Source organism: Marivita geojedonensis, from assembly GCF_002115805.1.
Taxonomy (GTDB): Bacteria; Pseudomonadota; Alphaproteobacteria; order Rhodobacterales; family Rhodobacteraceae; genus Marivita; species Marivita geojedonensis.
On sequence record NZ_JFKC01000028.1, the window covers coordinates 16297 to 36114 of the forward strand.

At 56.6% G+C, this 19818-nt stretch carries 24 protein-coding genes and 1 tRNA gene; 13 read left to right on the forward strand and 12 right to left on the reverse strand.

Annotation, left to right across the window (positions count from 1 at the left end; genetic code table 11):
* Window positions 1-15 precede the first annotated feature (15 nt).
* Together MGEO_RS18555 and MGEO_RS18560 are read right to left on the reverse strand one after the other, a co-directional pair.
* Window positions 16-351, reverse strand: coding sequence for a MerR family transcriptional regulator (locus MGEO_RS18555; RefSeq protein ID WP_085641176.1), 336 nt, complete (start codon window positions 349-351; stop codon window positions 16-18).
* A complete protein-coding gene (locus tag MGEO_RS18560) occupies window positions 348-1283 on the reverse strand; it encodes a DnaJ C-terminal domain-containing protein (RefSeq protein WP_085641178.1) in 936 nt (311 codons plus the stop codon). The genes MGEO_RS18555 and MGEO_RS18560 overlap by 4 nt, the downstream gene beginning before the upstream one ends.
* Window positions 1284-1675: 392 nt before the next feature.
* On the opposite strand from MGEO_RS18560, the gene MGEO_RS18565 reads away from it, so the two are divergent.
* From MGEO_RS18565 to MGEO_RS18605, 8 genes are all read left to right on the forward strand, one after another.
* Entirely contained in the window at window positions 1676-2869 is a 1194-nt protein-coding gene (locus MGEO_RS18565) for a tyrosine-type recombinase/integrase (RefSeq protein ID WP_085641180.1), read from the forward strand.
* Between the two features lie 2 nt (window positions 2870-2871).
* Window positions 2872-3708, forward strand: a complete 837-nt coding sequence (locus tag MGEO_RS18570) for a hypothetical protein (RefSeq protein WP_085641182.1) — start codon at window positions 2872-2874, stop codon at window positions 3706-3708.
* Window positions 3709-3753: 45 nt separating this feature from the next.
* The gene (locus MGEO_RS18575) at window positions 3754-3936 is read left to right on the forward strand and encodes a helix-turn-helix transcriptional regulator (protein ID WP_085641184.1); all 183 of its coding nucleotides are present in this window, start codon (window positions 3754-3756) and stop codon (window positions 3934-3936) included.
* A gap of 184 nt (window positions 3937-4120) precedes the next feature.
* On the forward strand, window positions 4121-5002 hold the full coding sequence (locus MGEO_RS18585) for a hypothetical protein (protein WP_085641188.1): 882 nt from the start codon (window positions 4121-4123) through the stop codon (window positions 5000-5002).
* Window positions 4999-5388: a hypothetical protein gene (locus MGEO_RS18590; RefSeq protein ID WP_085641190.1), complete on the forward strand. Its 390-nt coding sequence runs from the start codon at window positions 4999-5001 to the stop codon at window positions 5386-5388. The genes MGEO_RS18585 and MGEO_RS18590 overlap by 4 nt, the downstream gene beginning before the upstream one ends.
* Window positions 5385-6527, forward strand: a complete 1143-nt coding sequence (locus MGEO_RS18595; RefSeq protein WP_233140002.1) for an AAA family ATPase — start codon at window positions 5385-5387, stop codon at window positions 6525-6527. The genes MGEO_RS18590 and MGEO_RS18595 overlap by 4 nt, the downstream gene beginning before the upstream one ends.
* 219 nt (window positions 6528-6746) lie before the next feature.
* Window positions 6747-7196, forward strand: coding sequence for a DUF5681 domain-containing protein (locus MGEO_RS18600; protein WP_085641192.1), 450 nt, complete (start codon window positions 6747-6749; stop codon window positions 7194-7196).
* Window positions 7193-7657 carry a hypothetical protein gene (locus tag MGEO_RS18605; RefSeq protein WP_085641194.1) on the forward strand — a complete coding sequence of 155 codons (465 nt, stop codon included), beginning with the start codon at window positions 7193-7195 and terminating at the stop codon, window positions 7655-7657. Before MGEO_RS18600 ends, MGEO_RS18605 begins: the two co-directional genes overlap by 4 nt.
* A 114-nt stretch (window positions 7658-7771) precedes the next feature.
* On the opposite strand, the gene MGEO_RS18610 is transcribed toward MGEO_RS18605, so the two are convergent.
* From MGEO_RS18610 to hsdR, 3 genes are read right to left on the reverse strand one after another with little or no spacing between them, the layout of a single operon-like run.
* Window positions 7772-9508: a restriction endonuclease subunit S gene (locus MGEO_RS18610; protein WP_085641196.1), complete on the reverse strand. Its 1737-nt coding sequence runs from the start codon at window positions 9506-9508 to the stop codon at window positions 7772-7774.
* Window positions 9505-10953 (reverse strand): class I SAM-dependent DNA methyltransferase, encoded by a 1449-nt coding sequence (locus MGEO_RS18615; RefSeq protein WP_085641198.1) that lies wholly within the window; start codon window positions 10951-10953, stop codon window positions 9505-9507. Before MGEO_RS18615 ends, MGEO_RS18610 begins: the two co-directional genes overlap by 4 nt.
* Window positions 10954-10956: 3 nt before the next feature.
* A complete protein-coding gene (hsdR, locus tag MGEO_RS18620; protein WP_085641200.1) occupies window positions 10957-13407 on the reverse strand; it encodes an EcoAI/FtnUII family type I restriction enzme subunit R in 2451 nt (816 codons plus the stop codon).
* Between the two features lie 335 nt (window positions 13408-13742).
* Between hsdR and MGEO_RS18625 the strand changes: the two genes are divergently transcribed.
* The 3 genes from MGEO_RS18625 (at window position 13743) to MGEO_RS21780 (ending at window position 15505) form a co-directional block, all read left to right on the forward strand.
* Window positions 13743-14546, forward strand: a complete 804-nt coding sequence (locus MGEO_RS18625) for a TIGR04255 family protein (protein WP_085641202.1) — start codon at window positions 13743-13745, stop codon at window positions 14544-14546.
* The gene (locus MGEO_RS18630) at window positions 14543-15049 is read left to right on the forward strand and encodes a hypothetical protein (RefSeq protein WP_085641204.1); all 507 of its coding nucleotides are present in this window, start codon (window positions 14543-14545) and stop codon (window positions 15047-15049) included. The genes MGEO_RS18625 and MGEO_RS18630 overlap by 4 nt, the downstream gene beginning before the upstream one ends.
* A gap of 165 nt (window positions 15050-15214) precedes the next feature.
* The gene (locus MGEO_RS21780) at window positions 15215-15505 is read left to right on the forward strand and encodes a hypothetical protein (protein WP_233140004.1); all 291 of its coding nucleotides are present in this window, start codon (window positions 15215-15217) and stop codon (window positions 15503-15505) included.
* Between the two features lie 56 nt (window positions 15506-15561).
* Here the strand turns inward: MGEO_RS21780 and MGEO_RS18640 are convergent, their stop codons facing one another.
* Window positions 15562-15975, reverse strand: a complete 414-nt coding sequence (locus MGEO_RS18640) for a histidine phosphatase family protein (protein ID WP_233140005.1) — start codon at window positions 15973-15975, stop codon at window positions 15562-15564.
* Window positions 15976-16343: 368 nt separating this feature from the next.
* A tRNA-Leu gene (locus MGEO_RS18645) sits at window positions 16344-16430 on the reverse strand.
* A 151-nt stretch (window positions 16431-16581) separates the two neighbouring features.
* Here MGEO_RS18645 and MGEO_RS18650 point away from each other — a divergent pair.
* Complete coding sequence (locus MGEO_RS18650) at window positions 16582-17562, forward strand: complex I NDUFA9 subunit family protein (protein WP_085641210.1); 981 nt, start codon at window positions 16582-16584, stop codon at window positions 17560-17562.
* A gap of 19 nt (window positions 17563-17581) precedes the next feature.
* Here the strand turns inward: MGEO_RS18650 and MGEO_RS18655 are convergent, their stop codons facing one another.
* The 4 genes from MGEO_RS18655 to MGEO_RS18670 all read right to left on the reverse strand — a co-directional run bounded on the left by MGEO_RS18655 (window position 17582) and on the right by MGEO_RS18670 (window position 19189).
* Complete coding sequence (locus MGEO_RS18655) at window positions 17582-17848, reverse strand: DUF6455 family protein (RefSeq protein WP_085641212.1); 267 nt, start codon at window positions 17846-17848, stop codon at window positions 17582-17584.
* Window positions 17835-18140 (reverse strand): DUF6455 family protein, encoded by a 306-nt coding sequence (locus MGEO_RS18660; protein ID WP_085641214.1) that lies wholly within the window; start codon window positions 18138-18140, stop codon window positions 17835-17837. Before MGEO_RS18660 ends, MGEO_RS18655 begins: the two co-directional genes overlap by 14 nt.
* Entirely contained in the window at window positions 18137-18391 is a 255-nt protein-coding gene (locus tag MGEO_RS18665; protein WP_143746302.1) for a DUF6455 family protein, read from the reverse strand. The genes MGEO_RS18660 and MGEO_RS18665 overlap by 4 nt, the downstream gene beginning before the upstream one ends.
* Before the next feature lie 78 nt (window positions 18392-18469).
* Window positions 18470-19189, reverse strand: coding sequence for a M48 family metallopeptidase (locus MGEO_RS18670; RefSeq protein ID WP_085641217.1), 720 nt, complete (start codon window positions 19187-19189; stop codon window positions 18470-18472).
* A 131-nt stretch (window positions 19190-19320) separates the two neighbouring features.
* On the opposite strand from MGEO_RS18670, the gene MGEO_RS18675 reads away from it, so the two are divergent.
* Window positions 19321-19560: a hypothetical protein gene (locus MGEO_RS18675; RefSeq protein ID WP_085641219.1), complete on the forward strand. Its 240-nt coding sequence runs from the start codon at window positions 19321-19323 to the stop codon at window positions 19558-19560.
* Here the strand turns inward: MGEO_RS18675 and MGEO_RS18680 are convergent.
* The gene (locus MGEO_RS18680) at window positions 19557-19811 is read right to left on the reverse strand and encodes a DUF167 domain-containing protein (protein ID WP_085641221.1); all 255 of its coding nucleotides are present in this window, start codon (window positions 19809-19811) and stop codon (window positions 19557-19559) included. The genes MGEO_RS18675 and MGEO_RS18680 overlap by 4 nt on opposite strands.
* Between the last annotated feature and the right edge of the window lie 7 nt (window positions 19812-19818).

Sequence of the window (19818 nt, forward strand, 5' to 3'; positions counted from 1 at the left end):
AAAGGCTCCGTCCCTTCAGCTTTTGCCTCTCACGCGTCGGACCTGTTCCGCGACAGAGGCCCGCAACTCATCCGGCAAACTGTCAATGGCGCGGGCCAGATGACTCAGATCTCGCCGCGTTTCGTTCAACCGGTCGATCAATGTCAGCACAACTGGAAGCGCATCCGTTGGAACCTGCATGTCCTTCCTGAGATCACAAAGCAGCCTGATCCGCGCAACATCAACTTCGTCAAACATCGGCCCCACATCACTCTGCGCCGGTTTGACCCATCCCTCGCGCACCCAGAAACGCAACTCCCTGAGGGTTACGCGCCGCACCTCGGCAAGCACCCGACGTTCGTCCATACTCATGTTTGCCTCCGCAGGTCTTTTCGCGGGTCGAACCGCGACACCTCACGCCATCGCTTGGCCAAGTCCTCCAACTCGGACTCAATGACATCCGGCAGAACGACCTTCAGCCGCACAAATTGGTCGCCGGCACCCCCTTTGGCGCGTTGAACACCCTTCCCCTTGAGACGCAGCCTCCGACCAGAGGACACGCACTTGGGGATGGACATGGAAACCGTGCCTGAGACTGTCGGCACGTCGACTTTGGCACCCAGAACAGCCTCGTCCACTGTGATCGGCAGCTCGATTTCGATGTCATCGCCATCGCGGGCAAACACAGGATGTGGACGTACCGCAATTGTAATCAGCGCATCGCCGGGTGGCCCTTCTCCTATCCCCGCCGAGCCTTTTCCGCGAAGCCGCAGCGTCTGACCGTCCCTGACACCTTTCGGAATCGCGATTTCGATTCCCTTCCCGTCAGGCATGGTCACGCTGCGTTTGCTTCCAAGCACAGCATCAAGAAAATCGACTGTCAGGTGATATCGAGTGTCTTGACCACGTGCGTTGAAAGACTGCCATGCCTCACCTCCTCCGCTGCGATAGCGACGTCCAAAGAGATCTGAGAACACATCCGACATGTCCTCAAACTCATGCGTGCCCCGGCCCGGATCATAACGTTGCCCGGCGTCCTGCCCTGCGTAGTGGTGGTAATACTGCCGTTCCGGGCGTTGCTGCCCGCTCGCATCAATCTCTCCCGCATCAAAGCGCTTACGCTTCTCGGGGTCACCCAATAGCTCATAGGCTGCTGAGAGCGCCTGGAATTCGGCCAACTTGGATGAGTCGCCCGGATGGAGATCGGGATGCAGGGTTTTGGCGAGCTTTCGGTAGGCCTTCTTGATCTCGTCCTGCGTTGCAGATTTCGTGAGCCCAAGGACCTTGTAGGGATCGTCACTCATCCGATGTTCACCCCAAAATGCTAAATGCGCAGTCAACTCCACCAACAGCACGGGGCTGCGGTGCCAAGATACCCCTCACATCACCATCGCTTCGATTCGTAGGACAGATGCCCGAACTCGGCCTTGAGTCAGATCAATACTCGCCTTTGCGAGATCGAGACACACGTCAAGCACATCGAGCCATCGCGCACGCACACAACAGCGCATAAAAACAATAATCAGTTGTATGGGGAATGGTGCCCAGGAGAGACACCAACATATTGTATTACAATGTTTTTATTTGTCCATCTTTGTCAGTATCCCCCTAAAAACACTGCCCTATCTATCCCGTTCTGTCTTGCCGTGTTCGCCTGCATCCAATAACCTAGGGTGGATATTTCGGTGGACACAGAATGCGCGCCCAGAACAGACTTTCGGCTCAATTCATCAAACATGCCCCTGTCGGCAAGCATTGCGATGGTGCGGGTCTGTGGCTGGTAAAACGTGACGACGGCGGGGCGCAGTGGGTGTTACGCGTCACCGTTTACGGTAGACGCAAAGAAATGGGTTTGGGTGGGTTCCCAACTGTGTCCTTGGCCGAAGCCCGCAAATTGCGAGACCGCTGGAGAAAGGTAGCGGCGGCAGGTCGCAATCCCATAAGAGAACGGGAAGCCGAACGGCGCGCCGCGCGGCGCGAAGACATTTCGCTTGCCGTTATCACGGCTGATGCGTTTGAAGCCCGAAAAGCAGAATTGAAGGGCGATGGCGCGGCTGGGCGATGGCTGTCACCTCTAACCCTTCACGTCTTGCCCAAACTGGGCCGTGTTCCCGTGACTGAACTAGACCAGCGCGACATTCGCGACACGCTGGCCCCCATCTGGCACACGAAAGCCGACACGGCGCGCAAAGCCATGAACCGTCTTTCTATCGTCCTGCGTCATGCGGCGGCGCTGGGCTTGGATGTGGATTTGCAGGCAACCGAGAAAGCCAAGGCTCTGTTGGGCAAGTCGCGCCACAAGCCGAAAAACATCCCGGCGATGGATTGGCGCGATGTGCCTGACTTCTATGCAAGCCTCGAAGAACCGACACTGACCCATCTGGCGCTGCGCCTTCTCATTCTGACCGGCGTGCGTTCTGGGCCGCTGCGGAACTTGCGGCTTGAGCAAATCGACGGTGACATTTGGACCATCCCTGCTGACGCCATGAAGGGGCGAAAGGGCGCAACTGAGGACTTCCGTGTGCCCCTGTCAGATGAAGCGAAACGCGTGATTGATCTAGCGCGTCCGCACGCCCGCAACGGCTATCTGTTTCCGAACACGCGTGGCGGCGTGATTAGCGACATGACGCTGTCACGGCACATGGAACGGCGGGGGCTAAAAGCGCGCCCGCATGGGTTTCGCACCAGCCTGCGCACATGGCTGGCCGAAGCCACTGACGCCCCGCACGAAGTCGCAGAAGCGATGTTGGCGCATGTTGTGGATGGCGGTGTGGTGCGGGCCTATCGGCGGACAGATTACCTCGAACAGCGTGCCACGCTAGCCGAGCGCTGGGCCGACTTTTTGAACGGCGGTGCTGGGCAGGTGGTGACGTTGGCGGGAAATGGGTGAAGATGCGAGGAAATGGTTTACCCAAATCGTTGCCGGTTTCGGCCATAATTGCAGCGTTTAATTTAAGAAACTCTGAAGTTTCTGAGTCACTGAACGCTGCCCTCGCTCGTGCCCAAATTGATGAATGGGGCGGGACACACCGCCCCTTGGACTGGGCCAGAAATTTTTTCGAAACCGCATACCAACCGAACCCAGTAACCGGTGCGGCATCTTTTGTTGGCATTCCGAAATCAATCCAAAGCCTTCTTTTGCACTTTGCCGCTGAAACGGAACTCGCCGTGAACGGCCAAATCTCGGAGGGCATAGGGTCAGAAATTGCGCATTGGGCAGCAACTGACTTTGACACATTCACGATGGCGCAAATGATGGTGATAGAGGCTGCAACTGGGAAGCCTCGACTGCCTGCGTCGCTCCATAACCTTACCAAGAAAATTGCTTCTGGCACGACCGCGCCCCAGAAAAGAGGGGACCGCTCTTGGAAGCTTTCCAACCGCAATCGAATTGGCATTGCTGCGCTAAACGTGCTGACTAATGAAGCAGGTTTCGACTTAACGCCGACACGAAGTGTAGCGAGCAGCGGTGTGTCGGCCTGCGACATCCTTGCGGAAGCGGCGAGCGGCTTTGGATGGGCGAGTATTACAGCCGCTGGTGCTGATGAGATTTGGCGCAATCGGGAGCGTTGGACTCTCGAGTGGCACTTGTGCCTTGCGCTGGGTGCATTCATGACCGGCGAAGAAAAAGGATTGCCTACTGAATTTACCTTACGGGCACTTAGGTGGTTGAAAGCCGTACCGTCGGGGCGAAAAGGCAAAAACCAACCCGATGAGCCGACAGCCTGAATAGGACAAATCTGCACTGCACCTTATGAGAAAGGACAGTGCAGCATGGAAAACTACCTCACTTTGAATGAACTGCGCGCCAAGCTGGGCAATCGCTCACGCTCTGCGATTTATGGCGACTTGGCCGCGGGCCGTTTGCCGCAGCCCATCAAACTGGGTGGCCGTATTTACTGGGCTGAAGCCGACGTTGACACCCATCTGCGTAATCTAAGCGGGGAGGCAGCGTAAAAAAAATGATCGACCAGAGAGCAAACCCCGGCGCAGCGGCAACTGCGACCGGGGCGGATAGCAAATTTGAAGCTGAAAAACCTCTCACGCAGAATACGCCTCAAATCGTTTTTTTCGCAAGCTTCTATTGGGATCGGCGGTCTGGCTCGGTCGAGCGCCTCCGCAGCTTTGCGGGGATCGCGACATGAAGGACATTTTTCAGGCTAGCCCGATAAAACGCCCTCGCGCCACCAAGGCCGACATGGAAGCGCGAGCGCAATTTCTAATAGAATATGCAGAAGAGCATGGTCCCGTCACTGTGCGGGGTTTGTTCTACGCGGCCACCGTCGCAGGCGTTCCCGGCATCGAAAAGACCGATGCAGGATATAACAAGGTGCAGACTCAAGTGCTGAAATTGCGCCGAGAGGGCAAAATGCCCTACGGGGTAATCTCCGATGGCACACGCTACATGCGCCGACCCCGTACTTATGACGGCTGGACAGAGGCGCTTCGCACAACTGCCGAGGCGTATCGCAAAAGCCTGTGGACAAATCACCCGGAGCAAGTCGAAATCTGGATTGAGAAGTCCGCGCTCTCAGGAGTTATCTTTCCCGTGACGGCTGAGTATGAAGTGCCGCTCATGCCAACCGGTGGCTACGTTTCCGAAACATTTGCTCACGATGCCGTCGAGAACATGCGCGGCACCGGCCAGCGTCTAGTGGTCTATTCGCTCTATGACTTCGACCGCAGCGGACGGGATGCTGAGGCTTCCTTGAAAGAGAAGGTCGAGCGGTTCGGGCGTAAGTATGGTGTCCCGGTCAGCTTCGAACCTTTGGCCCTGACCTACGCGCAAGTGAAGGCGCTGGATCTTCCTACCCGCCCCGCCAAGCGCAAGACAGCCGCAGACCAGCGGTGGACCTATCCCTTCGCGGCTGAACTAGACGCGATACCGCCTGACAAGCTGCGCGACATGGTTCGCGGCGCGATTGAGCGTCACTTGCCAGCATCCGAACTCGAACATCTCAAGATGATTGAGCAGGCCGAGCGCAACACGATGTTGCAATTCATCGGGGAAGCATCGTTATGAGCGTTTCTCAGCACATCCCCCCCGATATCAAGAAGGTTGCGCGCTGTGTTGGTTACGCTGCGTGGCTGCATACAGTCGATGCATGGCTTGGCTTGCCGGTTGTTCTGGAGGCGCGTCTTGCACCGCACAAACGCGCTGCACTGGCCCACGCGACGTTGCGCTCCCTCTGCAATGAACACGTCGAGGCGGTCTGCGCGTCCGTCTTGCCGCAGAATGCAGGACAGCCGCAGGCAGCCTTCTCGGGTATCATGGACCAAGCCGCGTTCTGGGCCGATTTGGCAACTCAGGATGAGCGTGACGCGTACATGCTGGCGTCTTTCAACCGGTCGCCGGAAACCCGTCAAGCAGCCTTCCTTGAATTCGTGCAGCGGAGGGCGGCGGCATGATGCGCGATTTTGACGATATGGACCACCAGGACCAAGCGCACCGAGCCGAGCATCCCAAGGCGCATGACGAACGTGCCAAGGCCGGCGAGAAGTCGCGCTTCTATTGCGCTGCTACGCTTAAGGGAGCGCCTGTACCGCCGCGTGAGTGGCTTGTGCATGACCTTATCCCTCAAAACACCGTCACGTTGTTCGGCGGCGACGGCGGCACAGGCAAGAGCCTGCTGGCCTTGCAGCTGGCCGTTGCCGTTGCCACCGGGCGCGAGTGGATTGGTAAGGCCGTTCCCAAGGGCAATGTTATCTTTATCAGTGCGGAGGATGACGACGCAGAATTGCATCGCCGCCTTGATAACATTCTGAGAGCCGAGGGCCGGACCTACGACGACTTGTCGGGCCTGATCCTGCGTTCCTTGGCTGGCGAAGACGCGCTTCTCGCCGTTGATACACAAGTTAAATTGATGGCGTCCGAACTGTTCAAAGAACTCGATGCCCGTGCTGCGGATGAAGTTCCGCTGCTAATCGGTATCGACACTCTGGCTGATGTCTATCCGGCAAACGAAAACGACCGGGCCAAAGTCCGCCAGTTTATCGGCATCCTGCGCGGTCTCGCGCTCAAGAGACAATGTGCCGTCGTTTTGCTTGGCCATCCGTCCCTGACGGGGATCTCGAGCGGCACCGGCACATCCGGGTCGACCGCTTGGAATAACTCTGTGCGATCCCGTTTGTACCTGTCGCGGATCAAGGACGGGTCGTTCGAGGCCGATCCTGACCGCCGTGTGCTGACGACGATGAAGGCCAACTACGGCCGCATTGGCGGTGAAACGCATGTCAAATGGAAGGCTGGTGTCTTTGTCCTCGAGCCGAGCGAGGGAGGCATGGACAAAATGGCAGCCGGGGCCAAAGCGCAACGCGTGTTCACGAAATTGCTGGATACCTTCACGGCACAAGGGCGACGCGTGAACCATGCGGGCGGGACCACGTACGCACCAAAGGTATTCGCGGAACATCCTGACTCCGAAGGCATGACCAAGAAGGCATTGAAGACGGCGATGGAGGGTCTGCTTGCGGCGAAAAAAATCAAGATTGAAACCGAAGGACCGCCATCGAAGCGGCGCTCATTTCTGGCGAGGGCCGACCAATGATTGACCTTCCAACCCCATTCCAACCCGACCCTCCAACCCCTTCCAACCTAGGGCCCAACCCCTTGCCTACCCCCGTTCCAACCCCTGTGTTCCACTATCCCCATACCCCTAAGGGACTGCGCATCCCCCTAGGCGGGGCTGCGCATCCTATCCCAAGCCGCATACCGTTCGGCGCGGCCAGCGCTCGCGAAGCGGAATTCAATAATTTGGTGTTCAGAAATGACCCGTAAAAACCGCTCAAATACGGAAGGTCGTAGCCCTGACGGCACATTCGCTCCCGGCAATCCCGGCAAGCCGAAGGGCGCGCGCCACAAAGCCACACAGGCCGCACTGGCGCTGTTGGACGGCGAAGCTAACGCACTGACCCGCAAAGCGGTTGAACTGGCTTTGGAGGGCGACACAACGGCTCTGAGGCTTTGTCTAGAGCGTATTGCACCGCCTCGCAAAGATGCTCCGGTGACCTTTGATCTGCCACGAATGAGATCAGCGGAAGACGCTGCAAAAGCGGCAGGCTCGGTTCTTGATGCTGTTGCGTCTGGAGGCCTAACCCCGACCGAAGGCGCTCACATTATGGCCTTGGTGGAAAGCTATCGGCGGACACTGGAGACGGCTCAGTTGGAGGGTCGACTTGACGCGCTTGAGAAAGCACTTGGGAGGCATGATTGGTGAAAAAGATATCGCAGAAGGTCTACGCGACATTAACACCGACACAACGCGTAGCCGCGTATGTTGAGGCTCTCGCCCGCGGCGACGAAGACGAAGTGCAACGCTTGAGGAGTAGTTGCCCCAGAGTTGAGTACCGCCGAATTGACCCGCGCTTCACAATAAGACTCGACACGTTGTTTGCTCTGGCAATGGCGACCGAGGCTGATCTCAAAGAAAGCGCACTAGGTTTCTTCGTCGCGATGCGGTTGGATCCAACGAAGGCAAGAGATTATCTGCAGCAGTTTGCGAATACACGCCATGCTTGGCAGACCATCCTATCCACCTTTGGAGTGGACGCAAAGGCCATGCAATCGGTTGGACCGCCCTCAAGCCCATTTTTCGAGTTCATCGACCCATTGATCCCGAAACCCGACGAAGAAGCCTCCAGAAAACTCTCAAGTGAAATGCTCAGGTTTCTCGACTGACGGCATTTAGTCGACTATCCCAAAGCCAGCTACGCTTGGTCGGTGCACTGTTTCCAATCGGCGGAGCAGAGTAGCGAGCGGCACCTGCGTCCGATTAGGCGGGTGGCGTGATCGTCACTCAGCGGTCTCTTGGATAGATGCAGTGGGCTCCAGCGCCTCCTGGAGCAAGGCTTCGAGGAGGCGGGTGCGGGTGGTGTCGGCGTTGGTCAGGGAAGCCTCCAGCCGGTCGCAGAGGGCCATGAGGGCGTCGACCTTGGCCACGATACGGTGTTGCTCGGCGAGAGGCGGCAGAGGTATCAGGACCGTCTCAAGAATACCCAGATTGATATTCTTCTGCGCGGTTGCTGGAGCAAATTCCAACAGGTTCGCCTTCGCCGTCCTGATGAAATACTCGAAGTATCTCGCGTTATCGAACATTGATGCTGGAACGAGGCCAACCACGCTGTCTGGAAAACAGGCATCGAAGTCCAAAATGCCACTATCGGCGATATTCGCGGCAATCGTGATGCACATAGTGCCACGCGGCCAGAGCATGCTCTGCGCCAAACCGACTTCATTATAGAAGCCGGTATTGGACGTGATCCGACCACCTGACCTTGCGACGTCTCCGGTCTGAATGAATGGAATCTCTCCATCCCTGTAAAGTGCGGGATCGTTTCGTGGTCTGTGTTGGGATTTACCACGACCGAAAGTCCCAAGTTCCGGAAATCTGGCCCAAGCCCAACCAAACGGCAGATCGAAAGGTGCCAATGTCATATCTACAGGTGGGAGCGGTTTAGGCCTTTTGAACTTTCCAGCTTTTGCCAGTTCATTTTGCTCTACCGCTATTGCTTCCAGCAACTCCGATGCCGGTTCATCTTCCGCCTCCTGCTCCACCAGCTTCCCACGAACCGCGAGGTTGAGGATGTTTTGGCGGAGGGACTTGATTTGGTCGGAGCGCGTGGTGAGTGCGGGGAGGGCTTCGAGGGCGAAGCGGGCGTGGGTGGGGAAGTCCTCGGGCGTGGTGTCGGGGCCGGTCAGGCGGGCAAGGCTGGCGGCGGTGAGCTTGTCGCGCACTTCCTCCCGCGTCTTGCGGGCATCCTCCAGCCGATCACAGAGCGCCATAAGTTCATCGACCTTGGCGACGATCCTGTGCTGTTCAGCGAGAGGGGGAAGCGGGACGGTTAGCTGCCTTACCTTATCTGCGTTCAGATTCTGAACAACGGCGCCTGATGCTGCCTCCGCAAACGAACGCTTGGCGTGCGCCGATAGGAACAACGCGTGGAGGAATAGTTTGCTGATGAGTTTCTCAGGCGTCCGAATGACCAGCCAACCATCGTGAATACAACCTTCAACATTCGTGATGTATGGGAAGCCAAAACTCATCGAGTTGGATAGAAGCAAATCCCCCGGAACTACGAGTCGAGACTTCGCAAGACCCTCTGGCTTAATGCGTTCTACGGTGCTGTCGATGTATATACTGCCACGATTTGAATCGCCGATTTTGATCCATGGAATTCCATTCGGGTCGTCCGTCAAATATGATTTGATTGGGCGGGGCGAACCGCCTCGTGCAACGGCAGCTAAATCATCCAAATAGCACCAATGCCAGTTCGCGGGGAGTTGGAACGCAAATTCTTCCTGCTTCCTTTCAAATGTCCCCTCATACTGCTTGAACCTGCCGTCACGGACAATTTGCGATTTCTCTACCTCGATCCGCTTCAGAAGCTGTGTCGCTGGTTCATCCCCCGCGTCCTGCTCCACCAGCTTCCCACGCACCGCCAAATCCAACACGAACAGCCGCAGACGCGCGATTGCATTCGGCGCTTCGCTGATCTTCTCGTAGACCTCCAGCAACCGTTCGGCGTTCATCGGGCCAACGCTTCGGTCAGGATGGATTTCAGTTCGGCGCGGAGGCTCTCGACCGAAGATTCGGCCTTGGTCAGGTCGCCCAACAGGGTCTCGGGGTCGCCCCAATCCTCTTCGACCACATGCGGGTTCTTGATGTCTAGATTGAAGCCGCAGTCGCGGATCTCGTCGATCGACACCTTCCAGGCGCGCTCGTTTTCATCGCGCCCTTCGCGGTTCGGACCTCCCCACCATGCGGCGCAGTCGTCCAGATGCTCCAGCCGGATCGGCTTGGTCATGGAATAGGCTTTCTGCGTCTCGGGCACGCGGTGTTCCCAATACCAGATGTCCTGCGTGGGCGTGCCTTTCTCAAAGAACAGCAGATTGGTGCCGATGGAGGCATAGGGTTTGAAGACCGAGTTCGGCAGCCGCACGATGGTGTGCAGGTTGCATTCCTCCAACAGGTGTTCCTTGAGCCGGGTCTTGATGCCTTCGCCAAAGAGAGAGCCATCGGGCAGCACCACAGCGGCGCGGCCCTTGTCCTTGAGCAGACGGATGATCAGGGCGAGGAACAGATCGGCGGTTTCCCGGGTGCGGAAGGTGGGGAAGTTGTTCTCGATCCCGTCCTCTTCCTTTCCGCCGAAGGGAGGGTTGGTCAGGATGATGTCCACCTTGTCCGCCTGCCCCCAACTGACCAGCGGACGCGCAAGCGTGTTGTCGTGGCGCACCCAGGACGGCTCCTCGACCCCGTGCAGCAGCATGTTGGTTACGCAGAGCATGTGAGGCAGGGGTTTCTTTTCCACCGCGCGCAGGGAGGATTGCATTAGCGCGTCATCCTCAGGGCTTTTGATGTGGTTGTCCCGCATGTGGCGCATCGCGCAGGTCAGGAAGCCGCCCGTGCCGCAGGCCGGGTCCATGAGGATTTCACCGGGCTTCGGGTCTATCTGCCGGACCATGAAGGCAGTGACTGCGCGGGGCGTGTAGTATTCACCTGCGTTGCCCGCGTTCTGCAGGTCGTTCAGCAGCTGTTCGTAGATGTCACCGAAGTGTTGGCGCTCAGACAGGTTGTTGAAATCGACCTCGTTGATCTTGTTGATCACCTGCCGCATCAGCTGGCCGGATTTCATGTAGTTGTAGGCATCCTCGAAGACGTCGCGGACGACCTTGGCGCGCGGGCCAATTTGCGGTGAGAGGAGCTTGAGACGCGGGAACAACTCATCATTGACGAAATCCAGCAGGGTGTCGCCGGTGATGCCTTCGGGATCCGCCGCCCATGTGCGCCATTGCAGGTCTTCGGGTATGGGGGACGTGTAGTCATCCTGTGTGATTTCCAGCGCTTCGTCCTGATCGTCCATGATCTTGAGGAAGAACATCCACACCAATTGCGACATACGCTGCGCGTCCCCGTCGACGCCGGTATCCTTGCGCATGATGCCTTGGATCGATTTGACGAGGTTGCGGACGGACATGGGTTACGCACTTTCCTCATATAGCGCCGCCTGCATTTCATGCACGGCGCGGATGTAGTCGGGTTTCTTGCCGAAAGCGCGGATCAGTTCAACCTCGGTGCCCATGCCGGAGAAGGGGTTGATTTTCAGGATCTTGGGGTCGTCGATGCTGATGACGCCATCATCCGAGTATTTCTGCAGCAAAGCTTCCAACACCGCGCGGGCCTGTGGGCCGTATTTTGTAAAGACATCGCGCTTGCGAACATTCTCGGCTCGCTCTTTGCGCGTTAGAGGCTTTGCGTCAAAGGCGATGTGGCAGATCAGATCGAACGGGTCGAGATCCAGCCCAAGTTCATTGGCAATCACGTCAAGCGGCAGCCCTTCTTCAGCCAGTTCCTCTATCAGCGCGTGCTTGCGGTCCGTTTGCCTCCAGCGACGCAGGAAATCATCGAGACTGGTGAACCGCTGGCGCATCGCTTTTCGGGTGTAGTCGCGCAAGGACTCGGTGACCAGCCGACCGTTTTCATCCAAGTATTCAACCCGTTCCGCCACGATGTCAGCACCAACGCCATCAATGTAGACCTTGACCCGCGGACCCGTGTTTGGGTTGTTGAACAGGTCTTGGTTTCTGGGATCGATCAGAACGGTCTCGTTTTCGTCAACTTGTTTTGAGATGGAGGCGTCGTCACTGCCGGGCGTTTCATCTGGCGGGTTTACCGGATCGTCCGGGCCGGGCTGGTAGATTTGAACTGGCTCGCCGTCGAAATCGGGGTCGGCGAAATGACTTGAGGCGCCACGGAAATCCATCAGAGTAAAGAACAGTTTGCGTGTGTCTTCATGCACCCGCGTGCCGCGCCCGACGATCTGCTTGAACTCCGTCATGGAGCCGACCTCGCGATCAAGCACGATCAGGCGGCAGGTCTGAGCATCGACACCGGTCGATAGAAGCTTCGAGGTCGTGACGATGACTGGATAGTCGGCTTCAGGATCGATGAAATTCCCGAGCTGATCAATCCCTTCCTTGTCATTTCCTGTGATCCGCATCACGTATCGCGCGTTCTTTGCGACGAGGTCTGCGTTCTCGTTGATGAGCGCCTGCCGCATGCGTGCAGCGTGTTCCTGATCCACGCAGAACACGATTGTCTTGGCCATCGGGTCACCGCTTTCGCGCAGGAACTCGCTGACCTTTTTCGCGACAAGTTTCGTTCGATCATCAAGAACCAGCGTGCGGTCGAAATCCTTGGCGTTGTAGAGGCGATCTTCGACCTCTTCTCCATCGCGATCCAGCTGACCTTTCTCAGGCCGGTAGCCCTGCACGTCGCGGTCGATATGGACCTTGATGACTTTGTACGGGGCAAGAAAGCCGTCTCTGATGCCCTGTTTGAGCGTATAGCTGTAAACAGGCGGACCGAAATAATCGATGTTCGACGCGTATTCAGTTTCCTTAGGCGTGGCCGTCAAACCGATTTGCACGGCCGACGAGAAATGATCGAGGATCTCCCGCCAAGCTGAGTCCGCTGACGCGCTGCCGCGGTGACATTCGTCTATGATGATCAAATCGAAGAAGTCTTTTGAAAACTCTCTGTAGATTTTCTGGCTGTCTTTGGGGCCCGTGATCGCCTGATAGAGACCAAGGTAAATCTCATAGGAGGAGTCGATCCGGCGCTTACTGTCCATGGCCAGCGTGACGCTTTCCTTGCTGCCGTCGGGTCTTTCGATGGTCTTCGATTGCGTTGAAAGCTTTGCCATCTTGCCACTGAACGGCCTGAAATCATTGACCATGGTCTGATCGATTAGAACGTTGCGGTCCGCGAGAAACAGCACGCGCTTGCCGGGGAATGCTTGCCGGAACCGCCATATGATCTGAAACGCCGTGTACGTCTTTCCAGTCCCAGTGGCCATGACCAGCAGCACGCGGTCTTGGCCTTTGGCGATCGCCTCCATCGTCTTGTTGATGGCGTTGACTTGGTAGTAACGCGGCTCTTTGCCGGACCCATCGTCATGGTAGTCTTGCAGAGCAACCTTTGCCTCAGCGTTAGTCAGACCTTTCCAAGCCTTGTACCGCTGCCTGAGGTCCTGCGGACTCGGAAACTCATCCAAGCCTAAGTTTTGTTCAATCTCAGACGATGCTCCGGTGCGGTCGTGAAACACAAACCCATCCCCGTTTGACGAGAACACGAATGGGATGTCCAAGGTTTCTGCATAATCCAGCGCTTGTTGCATGCCGCCGCCAACAGGCTGCTTGTTGTCTTTCGCCTCTATGATGGCGATGGGAATGTTAGGCTTTACGGACAAGACATAGTCGGCACGTTTACCCTCACCTCGACTCACCATTTTGCCGCGAACGATGATCCGACCTTTGGTGAAGCTGACCTCTTCGCGGACTTGATCCGCGATGTTCCAGCCTGCGGAGACAAGGGCAGGTGTAATGAACTTCGAGCATATATCACGTTCACTCAGGCTACGCTTGTTCATAATATTCCACCAAATTGCTTAACCATAAGTAATTCGGACGTTATGTTGTGCTGTCGCACAAAAGCAAGTCGGACCGGTGACGGAGCGAAGATGGAACCACCAAAGCGGCTTTGTGCGAATCGAGCCACTGAAACTGGTAGAATAGTCCTCAACTTGTAGGTCGGGGGCTCGGGCCCATCTTGAGCAACATTTCTCAAACTCGAAGCATGGCAGTCTCGCCGAGTCAGGATGACAGAATCGCTTCCAAGGAAGAGTCAAGCTTTTTCAGATAAAAGGTGTAGTTATCGCTGGCTTGACGATTCTCGCTTGGTTAAAAGGATCCTGAGAGGGAATTAATGCAGCGACCTGACCACCTACCTGATTTTACCGATCCGCCTCTGGACGAGGTGGTCATTGGCGTGCAGTTTGCGCCAATTCCCGGTTACGCGTCGGTCCACTCGATGAAAGTGTGGGACCTATTCATGGAAGAGTTCCCGACGGTTCAAGAATTTCCGGTTCTCGAACCACAGTTTGAAACATTCGGCGGCGTGAACGCCCAAGCCGGTCCTCGCATCCAAGTTGGCGCTTTACCGGTTGGCAGTCGACTCTGGTTCCTATCCGACGATGGAAATCACCTGATCCAGTTTCAGCCAGATCGCTTTATTACTAACTGGCGGCGCGAGCCCAATACGAAGCCTTATCCGCGTTTCGAAGGACTTTCGGAGGCTTTTGCATCAAATATTAGGAAGATCGCCAAACACTTCGAGTCTGATTTTGGCTACCTAGTAAATATCAACCAGGCTGAGGTCGCATATATCAACATCATTCCAGTCGATAGCTTTTCAGACGCGGGGCAATGGTTCGAATTGTGGAATGGTGTGTCGTTTGAGGTCGAAGCGCTGAACACCAGCTTCAACGAGGTGGTAAAGGGTGCGGATGGCAAACCATTTGCGCGCCTCAACCACCAAATTCAGTCGGTCCTAACGGCGGATGGAAAGCAACGTGCTTTCCGGCTGTCGCTGACCTTCAAAGGAAAACCGGCTGGAAGTGACATTGAATCTGCAATGGCGTTCTTCGCGGCTGGCAGGGATGCCATTGTCACGCGCTTTGCCGAGATTACGACCTCGGTGGCCCAGCGGAAATGGGGGAAAGTCGAATGAACGCGCAACGTGACTTCACGACGGCATTCCAAGACGAGATTCCAAACTATCGTGCGGTTACTGACGGGATTTCGTCCCTAGGCATACGCAGCACGCGCGTCCGGGTTGCGAACCCAAGATCGGAATGGGTCAAAGAACTTGAAGAACGCTTTGACGTGTTAACTTCTCTTCGCAGAGGCTGGGATGGCTACACTGGTGTTCCGGTGTCGTTCACGTGCGCCCAATTTGCAGCTAATCTCATCGAACGGCTCTACAACCGGTCTCTTCCCGCGCCGCAGTTGGTACCTATGGCTAATGGCACCATGCGCCTTGAATGGCACATGAACGAGTTTGATGTCGAAGTAGATGTTCTGGGTCCTTACGATGTGGTCGCCTACCGGGCCGACCTTCTGAATGACACCGAAGAAGAGATCGAAATCCAGACCGATTTCACCGAACTCTCCGAATGGATCACTGAGTTAGCGACCGAACGTTTAGAAATCCAGGTACAAGCCGGGGGCTGATTTTCTTTGGCGGCACAACCCTACGACGAAGCCGAAATCGACGACGAAGACACGATTATCAGACGCGTTCCGGCGCACCAAATTGTATGGACTGAAAATGGTGGGCCTCGTCGCGGACGGATTTCATCGGCAGTCTACGCGAAATCGAGTGGGCCACGGGAAGGCATGTCAGTCGACATTGAGGCGCTTATGATCGAAAACGACGTAGACCCGACAGACTATGTTACCTCTGAGGAGTTCCCCGGAGCAGTTTCGTTCTCAGCCGCTGAAATTCGCTCTCTAGAACTGACAGTCGGATACGATCCGATTAAGGACGATCCCAACCTTCCCGACAACCCATACCATGGGGAGGTTTGGAGAAAGACAGAAGCCCGACGGTTCACAGGTGCGCAATCAAAAGGGCTTCAGAATGCTGCCAAGTGGTACGTTGAGATCGAGGACGTTGACTTGAAGTAAGCGGTGCATAGAAGCATCGACTGCGAATTATCGTAACACATTCGAAATTACGCACATCACGTTGGCCCAAACCGACGCCTTTCGACCGTGACGCGTCCATTCGCATCAACCCGAACAATGTGTAGGTCTCCGTATTCAAGCGGCGCCGGTTCAAGAAGCGCGAAACTATCCCAGATATTTTGAATGTTGCCCTTGTTTCCAATCCAAATCACTGAACGACCGGCGGCCTCCTGTGCCAAACGAGGCGCTGGGTTTTCTTGTGTGCGGCGTTCGATAGGTAGGCCACGAGCGTTTGACAGGGGCGCAGCGGTGTCGAGATTGCGTTTTATCCCCGGACTGTAAATGGCGTCCAGAGCCATACCTTGTAACGCGGACACTAAGGCAAGCGCGCGCTGCTGTCCTTTGAGGCTCAAAACTTCACCGTCCCGGTCGCCATGTCGGGTAACTATCAGCGTTGTATTGCGGGCCAAACGTACCTCTCTCGATGCCCCGCATCCGGCGACTAGGAACCCAACCACGAAATTAAGGAATAAGCGGCGATACATTCTGGCTCCAAGATTTTAGCTACCCAAAGATAGGCCCTTCGGTTCGACGCGTCAGCGCATCGGGCGTCAAGTCAATGAAACGATGCCGCATCGCATCTATAACGACAGCTACGATCGAGAAGCTATACAGGGCGCAACGTGAGTCGTAACGGTGACGATCAGCCGAGCACCATGAGCGCCATGAGCGCCATGAGCGCCATGAGCGCCATGAGCGCCAAGGTGGATATTTAGGGGGGTACAAACAACACCAATTCCAATAAAGCATTAATGATCAATTGCTTAATGTGGAATTATGGTGCCCAGGAGAGGACTCGAACCTCCACGTCCGTACGGACACTAGCACCTGAAGCTAGCGCGTCTACCAATTCCGCCACCTGGGCAGGTGTCGTGAGGCTGGCGTTTAATCTTGTGCTCAGGGGGTGTCAACGGGCTTTTTTCAAACTCAGACAACCGCTTTGCGGCAATCCTACACCTTGCCCGCAGATGGTGACGCGGATAGAGGTCAATCGAGTTATGACCGGGAGCATTCACATGTCCAAACTTGTCACGATTTACGGCGGATCGGGGTTTGTCGGGCGTTATATCGCGCGGCGTATGGCCAAGGATGGCTGGCGTGTGCGCGTGGCGGTGCGTCGTCCAAACGAAGCGATCTTCGTAAAACCGTACGGCGTTGTCGGACAGGTCGAGCCAATCCTGTGCAACATCCGTGACGACGCTAGCGTCAGGGCAGCGATGCATGGGGCAGATGCCGTGGTCAATTGTGTGGGTATCCTTGCGGAATCCGGGAAGAACACATTTGAGGCGGTTCAGGCCGAAGGCGCAGAACGGGTTGCGCGGCTGGCTGCCGAAGCTGGAATTCAAACGCTGGTTCATATCTCGGCTATTGGTGCCGATGCCGAAGGCGAAAGCGACTATCAGCGCACGAAGGCAGAGGGCGAGTCGGCCATACTCAAACACATGCCGGGTGCTGTGATCCTTCGTCCGTCGATCGTGTTTGGGCCAGAGGACGAGTTCTTCAATCGGTTTGCAGGAATGACCCGTCTGGGTCCGATCCTGCCGGTTGTCGGCGCAGAGTCGAAGTTCCAACCGGTATATGTGGATGACGTCGCCAAAGCCGCCTGCATGGCTGTCACCGGTAAAGCGGCCGCAGGTATCTACGAGCTGGGCGGTCCGGATGTGAACACGTTCCGGGAGCTTATGCAGCAGATGCTTCAGGTGATCCGTCGTCGCCGTCTGATCGTGAACATCCCCTTCTTCGCAGCATCGATCCTGGGCGGGCTGTCCGATTTCGCAAACACAATCAGTGGCGGATTGATCCCGGCTATGATTACGCGCGATCAGGTCAAGAACCTGCGCAACGACAATGTCGTATCGGATGGAGCGAAAACCTTCGCAGATCTGGGCATCAAGCCTGTCGCACTTGAAGCCGTCCTTCCGGATTACCTTTGGCGCTTCCGCCCGTCAGGCCAGTACGCGGGCATCAAGGAAAGCGCAAAGAACCTGCGCGTCTGACCACATCTGCCCGCCAGACTCAGTGGTGGCGGGCAAGACTTTCAAGGGTTTTGGTGTTGGCACATCCCGGCGGGGCAGTGCTGGTCAGAGCCAGCTGCTCGCCCAGCCAGCACTTGCAATTCTCTACCAGAGCGCATTCCCGACAGGCGGTCACGAGAGAGGCATAATCCTGTGCCGTGATCCTGTCACTCGCCATGGCCTCTGACAGGTTTACCCCCATCACCCGCGCAACGCTGCGCGTCAGCCAGAAGTGGAGTTCCGGGCTTCCCATCTCATTCTGTGCCATCGTTCTGCCTCTTCGATAACAGGTGCAGCAGGTCCGCGTTGAGACAGTCTGCTGGCGGGGTGGCAGACGAGTCGATATCGGTTCTGTCCAGCCAGCGCTCGCAACCATTTACCCACTGGCACGACCGGCAGCGCTGCACCATGTCCACCCATTCCTGTTCGACTATGTCGCCTTCGCGCGCGGCCTGGGCGGTGTTGACGCCACAGGTCTTGGCCATTCGTTGCACCAACCAAAAGTGCACACCTGTATCGCCCAGCGGACGCCATCGGGAATGGTTCAGTTCTTCTGTCATTTTGGTTTCAACGCGCCGAACATGTCACCATTGCGACAGTACTCCGGCAACTCCAATGCTGGGCCTGCGCTGTCGAGCAGGCATTTACAGGCATCGGGCTGGGTGCACCCCATGCACCTGTCCACAGCCAGTTCAAACTGTTCTTCTGAAATCTCGGCGCGCAGCACCATCTCCTGAAGGTCCAACCCCTGACGGTCGGCCATACCAAGAACCAGTTGCGTGTGCGCCTCACGTTTCGAGTCGTAGGACATAACAATGCTCCCCATTGTTCTGCCCTAAGGTTAAGCTGCGCGCTGAACCCCAGCCTTGATGCAGGTCAATCTGTAGGTTCAGAGACCTTCAGCGGTCCGGCGGACCATTTCCATCCGCGCCGCGTTCGGTGGGTGCGATCCAAGGAAACGATTGCCGGGATCAGGTATCCTGTTGAAGAACTGGGCGCCACGCACCGGGTTGTAACCCGCACGGGCAGTGATGATCGTACCAAGACGATCTGCCTCCAATTCAAAATCCTTGGAATAGGTTCGGGCACCAAGCGAGGCTCCTATCTGCTCGGCCGATTGGACCGCTGCCGCGTCAGCGCCGCCAAGCGCTACAAGGCCAGAGAGAATCACTGCGCCGACCGCCGCGTTCTGCTGTGTTCGACCCAAATGCCCCAGAACATGATGCGCGGCTTCGTGCCCCATGACAAAAGCCAGCTCATCGGCATTCTCTACCGATGCGATCAGTCCAAGGTTAAAGGCAAGGATCGGGCGCCCATTGCGGTCGACCGTCTGGAAGGCGTTCGGCGGTTGACCCGGACGGTCATCGACCACGATCTGAAAATCGCAATTCGCGCGCGGTGCCATCATTCGGCATTCGCGCTCGGCCACTGGCTCTACAGTCTCCACGACGGAAACGAACTGGCGCGCTGCAATCCCGGCACGACTGCGCGCTTCCTGTTCTGTCAACTGCGGCGCACTGCTTTGTGGACGTGCTGCACCGGGTGATGCCGTGGTCGCGACATCACAGGCTGCGAGCACCGCAAAGGCCAATAGAACGAGCCAGCGCATCCAGTCACTCCCTGCATCTGAGTGGATAGAAATAAGGTGAACAACGCCGGGCCGCCAGTGGTCAAATCACATCGGTGTTTATCCGCAGATGCGACTTGGCTTTTGACCGGACACCGCGCTACGCTTCAGACATGTTTAGCATCGAACACGAATTCGACTCGACCGTTGTGACGCTTGTGGATGAAGGCGAAGGCCCGCTTCAGGAAGACGTTATCGTCAACGGTTTTGAAGAATGCATCACGGTTGAACAGTACGATCCACGTACGGATCGTGTGAACCGGATTACGCTGTCAATGTCGCAGATGCGGGATCTTGCTGCCGCGATTTCATTGCCGGAAGGCGTGTATTCCCGAGAAGACGCGGCGAGTTAGTCAAGTCGAAACACTTTATCTCGCCCCTTGTGCCCCTGGACGAGATTCAGACGGGTCTTTGCAACACCAAGCGCCTTGGACAGAAGCTTGATTACGGCCGCATTTGCTTTTCCATCCGCAGGCGGCGCGGTGACGCTGATCTTGATAGTCTCATCCTCAATCTCCACCTTATTGGCCCGGGCGTTTGGCGTGACGCGCACGGCGAGGGTCGCGCCCGACTGAGCAAAACTGGCAAGACTGTTCTTCGACATGGTTTCG